The sequence below is a fragment of the Indolivaga alginatilytica genome (assembly GCF_003201355.1).
GTDB lineage: Bacteria > Bacteroidota > Bacteroidia > Bacteroidales > Dysgonomonadaceae > Dysgonomonas_A > Dysgonomonas_A alginatilytica.
Genome location: NZ_QICL01000002.1, coordinates 56854 through 69885, shown reverse-complemented (window position 1 = coordinate 69885; position 13032 = coordinate 56854). Strand labels below are relative to the sequence as shown.

General features: G+C 36.5%; 7 protein-coding genes. 2 read left to right on the top strand and 5 right to left on the bottom strand.

Going from position 1 to position 13032, the window contains the following annotated elements; genetic code table 11:
- Positions 1-27: 27 nt before the first annotated feature.
- The 5 genes from CLV62_RS02975 to CLV62_RS02955 all read right to left on the bottom strand — a co-directional run bounded on the left by CLV62_RS02975 (position 28) and on the right by CLV62_RS02955 (position 8622).
- Positions 28-1467: a SusD/RagB family nutrient-binding outer membrane lipoprotein gene (locus CLV62_RS02975; RefSeq protein WP_110309310.1), complete on the bottom strand. Its 1440-nt coding sequence runs from the start codon at positions 1465-1467 to the stop codon at positions 28-30.
- An 18-nt stretch (positions 1468-1485) separates the two neighbouring features.
- Complete coding sequence (locus CLV62_RS02970) at positions 1486-4596, bottom strand: SusC/RagA family TonB-linked outer membrane protein (protein ID WP_110309309.1); 3111 nt, start codon at positions 4594-4596, stop codon at positions 1486-1488.
- 375 nt (positions 4597-4971) lie between these two features.
- The gene (locus CLV62_RS02965) at positions 4972-6387 is read right to left on the bottom strand and encodes a tetratricopeptide repeat protein (protein WP_110309308.1); all 1416 of its coding nucleotides are present in this window, start codon (positions 6385-6387) and stop codon (positions 4972-4974) included.
- A 102-nt stretch (positions 6388-6489) separates the two neighbouring features.
- Complete coding sequence (locus CLV62_RS02960; RefSeq protein WP_110309307.1) at positions 6490-8181, bottom strand: glutamine--tRNA ligase/YqeY domain fusion protein; 1692 nt, start codon at positions 8179-8181, stop codon at positions 6490-6492.
- A 120-nt stretch (positions 8182-8301) separates the two neighbouring features.
- Positions 8302-8622 (bottom strand): hypothetical protein, encoded by a 321-nt coding sequence (locus tag CLV62_RS02955; RefSeq protein WP_110309306.1) that lies wholly within the window; start codon positions 8620-8622, stop codon positions 8302-8304.
- Positions 8623-8889: 267 nt separating this feature from the next.
- Between CLV62_RS02955 and CLV62_RS02950 the strand changes: the two genes are divergently transcribed.
- Together CLV62_RS02950 and CLV62_RS02945 are read left to right on the top strand one after the other, a co-directional pair.
- Positions 8890-11295, top strand: a complete 2406-nt coding sequence (locus CLV62_RS02950) for a TonB-dependent receptor (RefSeq protein WP_110309305.1) — start codon at positions 8890-8892, stop codon at positions 11293-11295.
- A gap of 328 nt (positions 11296-11623) precedes the next feature.
- Complete coding sequence (locus CLV62_RS02945) at positions 11624-12760, top strand: PepSY-associated TM helix domain-containing protein (RefSeq protein ID WP_110309304.1); 1137 nt, start codon at positions 11624-11626, stop codon at positions 12758-12760.
- Positions 12761-13032: the final 272 nt, after the last annotated feature.

Genomic DNA, 13032 nt, shown 5'->3' with positions numbered 1-13032 from the left:
TTTTTTAGATTCTATTTGTACTTTTAATTATTCATCAAACCAAACTTTATCTGTCATCACATCAACACTCGGTGTATTTGGATTTGCAGAAGCTTCATCCGGAGAATACGTCCATCTTCTCATTAGTTTTGCAGGAGAAGCGTTTCTTGGTATGGGCAATTCGGGTACCTCAAATCCTTCTTTTCCTGAACGACGCCATTGAGTAAAGGCTTCTAAAGGACGATCCATAAAATCAATCCATTGTTGCAAATGAATTTCTCTCACTGGATCACTCAAAGTAGTCAAATCTGATAAATTCTCTGAAACATACTTATTGATATCTGCATCAGTAACCTCATAATATTTCATAGCTGCAATCATCGCTTGTTTATATAATTGATTAGCTTTAGATATATCTTTTGCAACCCCTAAACCTCTGGCATATGCCTCAGCTTCTAAAAATAATTGCTCTTGGTAAGAAAAGAACAATTCGGGAGATTTAGCTCTAAAAACAAATGAACTAACCAAGGCAGTCTGTCCGGTAACGGCCTCATCGTTGGCACCTATACCTATAAATGTAGCTGCTGATACTCCTTTGTCGAAATATTTTGGCAAGCGAGGATCATTTTTCGCATTCAGTGGGTCAACAACCAATTTATTCGCAAAAAATTCGATATTTACCCCATTCGTATACTTTTTAAAATATCTGAATTTGGGATTTTCTTTATCAGCAGCGTCTTCAAATGGTATTTTAAAATCTCCGGCAGAAGAATTAATCATTTTATTCGCATTCAATAGATTTGCAATCATTGTAGTTTTGGAAGGGTCTTTATCGACCATTACCATTGCAATTCTGAACTTGAGTGAATTTGCATATCGTACCCATTTATCCAAATCGCCCCCATAAGCCAAATCATACTTTGTCATTGTCAATCTGCTATTTACATCTATTTGAGCAATAGCTTGGTCCAATAAAACGATAAGACCTTCTAAAATATCTTTTTGGGTATCAAATTTAGGGTAATCGATTGCAATGTTCCAACCTTCCGAATATGGGATATCACCGTGCAATATTGTTGCAGTATATACTAAATGTGCAAAATTTATTTTACACTGTGCCGCAACATTGGGTCTGGCAGGCGATGCACTTTCAGCTATTTTAATTGCTTGTTGCAAGTTTGCTCCGCTACTTGCATAAAAAACTTTCCAAGTATTACCTAATGAATATGGGCTGATGTCATAAACATTCACATTGCCCCATCCCTTACTTCCACCCGTAGATTGTGTTTGTCCCCCCCAAACTAACGGGAAGTACAAATCACCGCTACAGCGATTTGCTGCCCAACTCATCATGGCATAATTATACAGAACATCCGGATCAACCTCGGTTGCTTTATTAGGATCTGTATTAATATCCAGCCAGCTATCACATGATGCTGTACTCATCGTTAAGACGACTGATAGTACGATATAATATATTTTTCTCATAATTAATCTTCGTTAATATTAAAAACTCAAACGGATATTAACCCCTAAAGACTTAGTTGTAGGAACACTATTGAACTCGACACCTTCTCCTGCAGAATTAACTCCAAACATACTTGATTCGGGATCAATATGAGGTACATGGTCGTTTATGATCCACAAGTTTCGTCCTTCAAGGGCAACCTCTGCATTTTGTAATAACAAACCTCTTATCCAAGATTTAGGTAATTGATACCCCACTCTTAGTTCTCTTAGTTTTACATAAGAAGCATCAAACACAGAACCTTCGGTATTGGAAGCATTTGCTATATGTCTCCAATAATCCTGCATATTAGCTACAGGTATATTATTGGGAACATAATTACCGCTTGCATCAAGAATAACACCTTTATCAATGAAAGTTTCACCTCTATTGGCTGACGTTTCTGCTGCAACTCCATTAGCACGCAAAGAAGATACTGTTCCCGAATACATTAGACCACCTTTTCTGAAATCAAGAAGAAAACTTAAACTGACTCCTTTATAAAAGAATGAATTATTGATACCCATAGTCCATTTTGGAGCAACATCTCCAATACGTTGACCTTTCTTGATTTTTCTTAAGCCGGTTGTTTCATCAATTACAATCTGCCCATCTTCATTTCTCTCCCATATAGTACCATACATACCGAAAGCCTCTCCTTTCCTTGCTTGTATTTGCAGACCCGACCATCCACTAGCCAAATTATAAATAAGATCAGGATTACCCGCAACTAGTTTCTCAACGGTCTGTTTATTTTTAGCATAATTAAGATCGATGTTCCATTCAAAATCACGAGTCCTTACAGGAACTAAGTTCAATGCCAATTCAATACCTTTGTTACGAACCTCTCCAATATTTACTTTTTTTGCAAAAAATCCTGTTGACAAAGGAACATCAACCGAAACAATCTGGTCTTTTGTTGAAATATAATAATACGTAAAATCGACTCCGATTCTATTATTTAAAAACTTCAAGTTAGTACCAATTTCAAATGAAACTTGGTTTTGAGGTTTCAGATTTTCAGGAGGATATACTCTTGGTATTGAAAACCCTAACAATCCACTGTTTGGAAATGATCCACTCAAGCTGTATTGTGCATAATAAGTAGTAGCAGGAGTATATACAAAATCTAATTGATATGGATCTTCATCACTACCTACATTTGCCCAACTCGCTCTAACATTACCAAAACTAAGAATCTTCTTATTTTCCATCAATTCCGAAAAAACAAAACTCGAGCTTACCGATGAGTAAAAATAAGATCTGTTATTTTTAGGCAAGGTCGAACTCCAATCGTTCCGACCGGTTACATTCAAATACAAAAAGTTACGATAAGCCAAACCGGCATCTCCATAAATACCCATCAAACGTTTTCGCGAAGAACTTGCCGTATTTATAACACTTGCCGCATTTGCAGGGTTATAAAGCTCATCTACGGTTAAATCCTTAGCATCCAGAATATCTCTTTTTGCTGTACGTTGATAGATATTATGTCCACCTATCACTTTCAATTCCAGATCTGAGTTCAATGATCTTGTTAATGTAACCAGAAAATCGTTATTTATTACCTGATTGTAAATATTATCATCCTGATAGCTACCTTTTAAATCGCCAAAAGTACCTTGACTTGTTACTTGTCTGCGTTTTTCATTGTAAAAGTCAATACCTAAATTGTTTGAAATAGTAATCCACTCAACAGGCTTATAAGTAAGCATTTCATTTGCAACTACCCTTTCGAGAGAAGCTGTAAACTTATTTCTTTTTAGTATCCAATATGGGTTATTTGATTTACCATCAGATGATACCCCATTTTGCTCTCCTGTTTCAGCGTCACGCCAATTGTTTTTTAATGTATGTATATCTAGATTTCGAGGCAAAGAATTCACTACGTCGGCTAATACATTCGGGTTATTCGAACTTTGCGACGGACGCCCGTGGGTTGAAGTTGTATTATATGAGAATATTGTTCTTGAAGTAAGTTTCTTACTAAAATTGTATCCTACATTAGCATTAAATGTATATCGGTTCATTTCGGTATTTGGTATAATACCTGTTTGATTTAAAGCTGTCAAACCGATCCTGTAATCTGCTTGCTCCGACCCGCCGGCCAAAGCTATACTATTTATATAGGTTTTCCCTGTTTCGTAAAAATCCTTTACGTTATCTTCATAAGCTTGAAGCGAAGTTTCCTGACCTAAGAAATTAGTTACTTTTTGACCCTGAATTTTAGCACCCCATCCATTGGAATATTTCAGATCATAATCTCCATAAGTTCCTTGCGAATATTCATTCTGAAAATCAGGCAACCTCAAAACACTATCAAATCTTGTAGAACTATTAACTTCAACACTAAGTTTAGAGCCTTTAGTCCCTTTTTTAGTCGTTATAATTATAGCACCGTTTTTAGCTCTTGCACCATACAATGCTGTAGCCGCAGCACCTTTCAATACTGTCATAGACTCAACATCATCAGCATTTATATCTCCGGCTCTGTTGCCATTATCGACACTACCTGCAACAACATTATTTGAAGCACTACCTTGAGATCCATTATCGATAGGCATTCCATCAATTACGAACAAAGGTTGGTTATTTCCATCTAAAGAGTTAGCACCTCTTATTATAATCTTAGAAGACCCCCCTAAGGTACCAGAAGCTCCGGTAACTCTAACTCCGGCAACTTTTCCAGCAAGAGAATTAATTACATTAGACTCTCTAGCCTTTAATAATTCATCAGCCTTAAGAGTTGATACAGAGTAACCTAAGGATTTTTCATTACGAGAAATCCCCATTGCTGTAACAACAACTTCATCCATTAATCTGGAGTCGTTTTCCATGACGATTCTCAGATTTGTTCCGGCAGCAACCTCTTTGGTTTTCATACCAATAAGAGAAATCACCAGCGTTTTTCTATCTGATGGAATATTCAAAGAGAAATTGCCATCTACATCGGTTACTGTTCCCACAGTTGTACCTTTAGCTACGACTGAAGCTCCAATCACGGTTTCTCCGGTATCATCCAAGATTGTACCTGAAACACGTGTAGTTTGAGCTACTGATAACCCGACACTTGCGATTATGCAAGCCAAAATCATTATCAATTTTTTCATAAACACTACTTTAAATTACTCAATTATTTTAATATCAATCAATTACCTTAGAATCCAAAGAAAACTATTTACATTATTTCACAATGGGAGAGGCAAATGTATGTTTTTTTCACAAAATATACAAAATATCCAATGTTAAATGTTAGTTTTTCTTTATTTTAAAAAGAGAATAGATATATAGAAAGAGAAATTAAGATGCTTTTAAGGATCAAAGAATCAAAAAACACATCAAATTGTCAATAAAAACCGATATGTATATTTATGCAAACAAAAAGCCGTTGATTAAAAAAATCAACGGCCTGTATTACAACCTGTTATTGAGACAAAGTAAACTACAGAACAGTTTAGGCTGTTAATATATAACAAATTAAAGTTTTAGAACTTAATGTTTTTATACAATAATCGACACTCATATGCTTCATTTAACCGAAGTAACAAAGATCCCCGATCAAGTATCTTTGAGAGATCATTTGGATAAAAAACAGAAAAAATAGAGAATAACGATTCGTCATCGAAAGATTCAATACATAATTGAAAGTTTTCTTTATCACCATTCTCCATATATAATAACGCTAATTTCTCATGAGCAACAACAGACTCTGTCATTTCGAACAACCTTTGTTGACATTCAATAGCATTTAGCAACTCATCTTTGCGAAGATATACAGCCACAAGCTTCTCCAATACCTCTTCTGCGCTTTCTTCACTAAGAGAAAGAGCCTTTTTATAAAAAATCTCAGCACCCGATGGAATATTCAGTTTCAGATATACTTCTCCTGCAATCATATTTACATCGAAAGAATCCGAGTCCCCGTTTAATGCCTTATCGATAAACTCCACAGCTTCGTCAATTTTACCTTGCAACAGATAAACATGGGCTTTTTTAGCCATAGATTCGGGAGTCTCTCCTACATATTCTTCATATGAGAATAATGCTTTTAAAACATCGCCATATTGCTCCAGACTCATGTAGCATTCAGCTAGAGACAGGTACAGCAGACTTTCTTCCGGTGACATCCGTATACATTCCTTCAACATTTCAACCGCCTCTTCCGAACGTTCCGAAAGCAGCAGACAATGCGCCTTAAGTTTTAGTATATTGATATTTGTCTCATCTAAAGCGAGAGCAAAATCAAAAGCATCTATAGCTTTCTCAAAATCCTCTTCCAGGGAATATAATTTACCTAGCATCACCCAAGTATCCACCGAATAAGGATCTATATCTAAAATTTGGTTACATACAACAATTGCAGAAGCAAAATCTGACCTCACTTCATAGGCATATGCAAGGTCATTCAGGACTTCCATATTACCGGGATCATACTCCAGACTCTTTTCGAAATAGAGTATAGCCTCATCATAATATTCCGCTTCAACATAAAGGAAACCCAACTCGGACAAAATCACATCCAAATCGGTATCTTCATCGCTAAGGATTTCGGCTGTCAACTCATACGCTTCGGCATATAGATCGAGATTCAACAAACATTCTATTTTCAGCAGATAAAGTTCAAAATCATACGATGAGAAACGAGAATTCAAGTAATGCAATGCTGTGGTATATTTTGCATCATATACGAGATATTTACCATACCTCAACATCAACGACTCATTATCCGGATGAATACTTAGCCCAAGATCTACTATTTCTCTGGCTGTTTCAATATCATCCAACTTATCATAGTACTCTGCCAAGTCGTCATATTCATCGGCATCAAAGTACACACTCTTTCCCGTCAAAAGCATCTGCTCGTAACGGGAAAGTAAATCAGAGATATTTCGTTCTTCCATAAGACAATTTGTTATTATTTATATAAATACAAACAAATATTGTGCTACATTTTACAAAACAACAGGTTTTATCATACCTGCTATACTAATTAAGGGTAACCCTTATTTATCTTTCATCTTACTCCATGAATCTTTTAATGTAACTGTTCGGTTAAACACTAAATGATCTGGCGTAGAATCGGGATCCAGATTAAAATAACCGATACGTTGAAATTGAAAGTGATCGTAAGCTTTAGCTTCCTTCAAATAAGACTCTGCTTTACAATTCGTTTTCACAATCAAAGATTCCGGATTAAGAAAATCTCTAAAATCTCCTTCTTTTTCATCTGCCGGATTTTCCGAGACAAAAAGGCGGTCATATAAACGAACTTCTATATCAATAGCGTCGCTTGTCGATACCCAATGGATTGTCCCTTTTACTTTCCGGTTACTTTCTGCCATACCACTCTTGGTCAACGGATCGTATTCAGCATATACTTCTATAACATTTCCCGCTTCATCATGTTTACATCCTGTACATTTTATTATATAACCATGTTTCAAACGGACTTCCTGTCCGGGAGTAAGACGGAAGTATTTCTTGGGAGCATCCTCCAAAAAATCATCTCTTTCTATATACAACTCACGAGAGAAGACAACCGAGTGATTTCCTGAATTTTCATCTTCCGGATTATTCTGAGCAGTAAGTACCTCTGTTTCTCCTTCGGGATAATTTGTCAGAATCAGCTTTATCGGATCGATAACAGCCGAAACACGCGTTGCTCTTTTATTAAGATCTTCACGAATAGCATATTCTAACAGTGCAAAATCGATCATGCCATCGTATTTGGTATAACCAATCCGATCAATAAAATTATGTATTGCCTCCGGCGTATATCCTCTTCTTCTGAATCCACTTATAGTAGGCATACGCGGATCGTCCCATCCGTTTACAAATCCTTCTTTTACCAATTGCAACAGTTTTCGCTTACTCATCATTGTATAAGTAAGGTTCAAACGGTTGAATTCGTATTGAGCAGGTCTGTATTCATTTGTAGCCAATTGATCTATAAACCAATCGTACAAAGGACGGTGAACAACAAATTCTAATGTGCAAATAGAATGGGTAACTCCCTCAAAATAGTCGCATTGTCCATGTGCAAAATCGTACATAGGATAAGCATACCATTGGTTGCCTGTACGATGATGGGCTTGCTTGATTATTCTATATATAATAGGATCTCTAAAATGCATATTAGATGAAGCCATATCTATTTTGGCTCTTAATACCATGCTACCTTCTTCGAAGACTCCCTGATTCATTTTCTCGAACAAGTCAAGATTTTCCTCTATCGGGCGATTTCGGTACGGACTATCGGTACCGGCTTGAGTAGGTGTACCTTTTTGTTTTGCTATCTCTTCTGCCGATTGCTCATCAATATAAGCTTTCCCTTCTTTGATTAATTGAACAGCAAAGTCCCATAACTTAGGGAAATAATCGGACGCATAATAAACATTTGCCCACTCAAAACCCAGCCATTTAATATCTTCCATTATCGCATCAACGTACTCTACGTCTTCTTTGACAGGATTAGTATCATCAAACCGAAGATTACAAATGCCGTTGTATTTCTGTGCTAAACCAAAATCTAAACAAATTGCCTTTGCATGTCCTATATGTAAATAACCATTCGGCTCAGGTGGGAAACGAGTCTGAATGCGTCCTCCATCTTTTCCTTCTTTTAAGTCTTTCTCAACTATTACTTCTATGAAGTTTAGACTTTTCTTTTCTTCTGTTGGCGTTATTTCTGACATTTGCTTATTTCGGTTATGTTCTGTTTTTAATTAAGGTCTCAGCCCTTTTTATTTCTTTAGCTAGTAATACAAATATAATTAGTTACAGCTTTTAATACAGTATTAAATATCCTGCACTATTTATTCGGGTGCCGAGTCTGATCCCGACGATGTGGTTTGAGTCTTCTGATCTTCTATGACTGCACTCTCTGCCAGAAAACTACTATATAATTGGTAAAACTCTTCAAATTTCCCATTCTGTCTATACTTATTCATGATAGCCTGGACATCATTATACAAATTTCCTGCAGTACTCAGATCATTCTCCATGGCTGCGGTATTGGATAACATCGACAACTCTGCAGCTTTATGAGCATCATCTTGTATGCTCGGTTCTGAACAAGCCAGAAAGAACAAACTAAAAAAGATGCCAAATAACAAAATTAACTTAGATAGGTTCATTTTTATATTTTCTTTTTTGCAAAGATAAATAATTTCAATACAAACTGCATAGAATTACAAAAGGGAAGTTGCATTTATGTATAAGAGTATGCATTTCATAGAACCCAACTCTTATTAATAGATAATATTTATACCCAATACCTAGATTAAGCTATAATTGACATACAATATCATTATTTATGGTGATTGACTCTAAAGTCTCGAATCTTGAACTTTGCAACTCTTTTCTAATTTATATCAATTTTAACTAAACAATAAATAAAAACCATGTTCAAAAAAGTCTATTTTTCACTCTTCTTGCTTTTCATATGTATAACATATGCTTCAGCACAAAGAGTGAGAGGAAATGTTTATGATGAAAACGGAGATCCTCTCGTTTCAGCAACGATTGTGATTGAGGGAACTAATTATTCGACTCTTACAAACGATGAAGGAGAATTCAGATTTAGAAATCTTCCTAAAGGTACATTTACTATAGTAGCAAGTTTTATTGGATACAATTCAAAAAGACAAGAAGTAGTAATAACAGAACATTCACAGCAGACTCTTCGCTACGATTTACAAGGAAGTAATACGCTTAGCGAGGTTGAAGTTTTCGGAGAACGTTTTAAGCAACCCGCAAAGCTGGATATAATTACGCGTATGCCATTACGCCCAAGCGAACAAATACAAACTATATCTGTAATTTCGGAAAAAGTGATCGCTGAACAAGGAGCCTTGACCATCACAGATGCACTGAGAAATGTACCGGGAGTAACCCTGTTCGGGTCATACGGTGGTGTGAAAGAAAGTATGTCGGCTCGTGGATTCCGTGGTATCCCTGTTTTAAAGAATGGAGTACGTATAGATTCCCAATTCCAAACAGCGGCAGGTGTAGCCGATATGCAGGGAGTAGAGAGCATACAGATGATAAAAGGGTCGGCAGCCGTAACACAAGGGGTTATTTCCGACTTGGGCAACGCCGGCGGGGTTATCAATGTAGTTACCAAAACACCTAAATTTATCAATGCCGGTCAAGTTGATTTAAGAGCAGGTAGCTGGGGACAATTCCGCCCGACGTTTGATGTTCAGTCTGTACTAAACAAAAGCAAAACAGCAGCATTTCGAATAAACGGAGCCTACGAAAGGGCAGACAACTACAGGCCTGTAGTATCTATGAGCAGAGTTTATATAAATCCCTCTTTCGAATGGCGTCCGGATGGTAAGACTGTGGTTAATCTCGAACTTGATTACCTGAATGAAAACAGAACACCTGTAACCAGTACCGTTAATTTAGCAGCAGATAGTGTTGAAGCATTATACGATATGCCACATAATAAATTTCTCGGTTTTGAGAATGATAATGTGAATACCGAAGTAACTACATATTCTGCTCGGCTTAATCGCCAGCTAACCGATAATCTAAGTATCAGGGCAGCCTATTTCGGTTCATCCTACAATGTAGACAATACAAGTACAGGGCTTGCTGTTTCGGATAAGAAGAATTATAATAAAAGACAAAGAAGCTTATCACGTAATCTTCGGGATGACAATAACTCTACATTCCAATTAGACTTCATAGGTAAAGATGTTTATACCGGAACGATAAAGCATACATTTCAGCTTGGTTTCGATTACAGAATAGCTGAAGCTACTACACGAAATCTAGGGTCTGTAAAAATTGATGTTATAGATGTAACTGCGAATAATATTAATAATTCGCGACAAGACACGACATTTAAAAACCCCGAAAGTGTAACTCCTGCAATCAATAAATATACCACATACGGATTTATGGGGCAGGAAGTCATGACGATCAACAAGTACCTGAAAGCGATATTGGGCGTGCGCTATAGCAGCATATCAACCATAAATGCTCTAGCTACAGGAACATCCGATGCAGGACCAACTATTGAAGATGCGTGGGACCCAATGTTAGGTATCATGATCACCCCTCTTAAGAACGTAAATGTTTTCGGTTCATATACCACAAGCACAAGTTTGAGAAATGCAGGATATATCCTAAACGATAGCATTACGAGAGCAGGAGCTTCTAAAACAACACAATTCGAGGTAGGTATTAAATCTGATTGGCTAAACAACAGACTACGTTTCAATTTCACTTATTTCAATATTCTTACCGATAATTTAGCGAATCCCTATTATGAAGAAGGAGCAACTGTAGCTTCCGACTTCTTTCTAAAAGCAGGTAACTTAAGAAGAGATGGTATTGAAGTTGAATTGAACGGACGTGTTCTTGAGAATCTTCAGGTAATGCTAGGGTATGCGTATCTAAATGCCAGATATCAAGATAGTCCTTCTTTTAAAAACGGATCAGCACCCATGAACGCCCCTAGGCACACAGCTAATGCATGGGCACAATATGAGGTCAACAGAGGTGTTTTGAAAGGTTTTTCAATAGGAGCAGGAGCGTACTATGTAGGGGAGCGTCCTGTTAATGACTTTTCATTACAACCTGACGGACATGGATCTTTAATTGGTTCCAGACCTTTTGATATGCCTGCTTTTACCACAGTAGACGTACAGCTGTCTTATACTTACGGTCCTGTAACGACTCGTGTATTCTTCAATAATGTATTTGATGAGTTAGGTTACAATTCTTATTATCGTGGCGGATACATAAATCAGATTGACCCTCGCAATTTTTCAGCTATCGTATCTTATCAGTTCTAAAAAGATAAAGGCTAAAATCTATAAATAAAAACAGTCCGCTAATTATAGCGGACTGTTTTTTTAATCACCATTAATAGTGATTAAGATCATAGAAATTCATCATTTATTGCGATTGCCCGATAATGAGTTTAGGTCTATCTTTGCTCATGTTATAATATAAATATACGACTTTAAATATAACTTACTGACTTAATGACAAAGTGTATCCGATGTTTTGAATAACCATTCATAACATCGGTTCATTTTTTTATGTCACTGATTTTTTTATTGCTTTCATATGAGCGTAATCAAAGCTCATACATCAAATTTTAAATTTTACTTAAGCTCAATGACAACCAGAAAATTTTTCAAAAAAGTACACTTATGGCTATCTCTCCCCGTAGGTTTAATAATTACAATAATTTGTATAACAGGTGCTATCCTCTCATTTGAAACAGAAATACTCGAATCGTACTATCCTGAACGTTATTTCGTAAAAGAAGTAAAAGAAACAAAAATTCCGGTAGATCAACTTATACCTATTGTCAACGCACAACTCAAAGATAATACAGTGGCAAGCATAAAAGTAAGCTCAAATCCCGAAAGAACTTACGTAGCATCACTTACCGATGGATTCCGCATCTCGGCTTTTGTAGATCCATACACAGGCGATTTGAAAGGAACATATAGTTTCAGAGACAGCTTTTTCTTCACCATGATGTCATTACACAGATGGCTGATGGACGGATCACGCACATGGGGCAAATATACTGTTGGTATTACCACTATATTATTTGTATTTATCCTTATAAGTGGCCTTGTATGGTGGTTCCCTACTGACAAAAAGAAACTGAAAAGCCGATTTACTATCAAGACAAAATCAGGACTCAAACGATTCCTCCACGATATCCATGTTAGCCTTGGTATATACGTCTGCATATTTCTTTTAATATCGGCACTAACCGGATTAATGTGGTCTTTTGAATGGTATCGAAATGGGGTCTGCAAACTCTTCGGGGTAGAAATTCCTGCCGAAAAAGGAGGCAAAGAAGGTAAAGGCGGAGGAGGCAAGGGCAATAAAGAAGATAAGAAGCCCAGAGAAATCAATTATCAATCGTGGCAAGCAGCCTTGGATAACTTAACTAAACAAGTACCAAATAACGAATATATAATAATATCAGACGGGGCGGCTACTGTTTTAGACAAATCTGCACCACATCTGAGAGCTACAGATAAGTATTCTCTGGACAACGTTTCCGGCGAAGTTTTAAAAACCGATCTTTTTGCCGAGCAGAAATCTGTATCTAAAATAATGTCATGGGCATATGCACTACACGTAGGAGCAGTTGGTGGGATTGTAATACGTATTCTTACATGCTTAGCTTGTATTATAGGTGGGACGTTACCTCTTACGGGATATTATATGTTTTATAGAAAGAACTTAAAGAAATCAAAGAAGAAAAGACCCATAGCCTCTGCATCTTAAACTAAGATAAAAAACGGATACGAAAGACATATACAGTATCCTAAAGGTATTAGACAATCTGTAAATATTCCTTCTAGGATATAGAAGGAATATTTAACATTTGCAGCAAACTTCAAAACAAACACTAATTAACAACAGTCGCGATGAAGAAATTATTTATTTTATTATTCGTTGCAACATCAGTTATCCTTGCTTAGTCTATAGAATGGATATGAAATAAGGATTGCAATTCTACATAAAAGGTTTTTAAACCCGACTCAAAAAAGAGATGA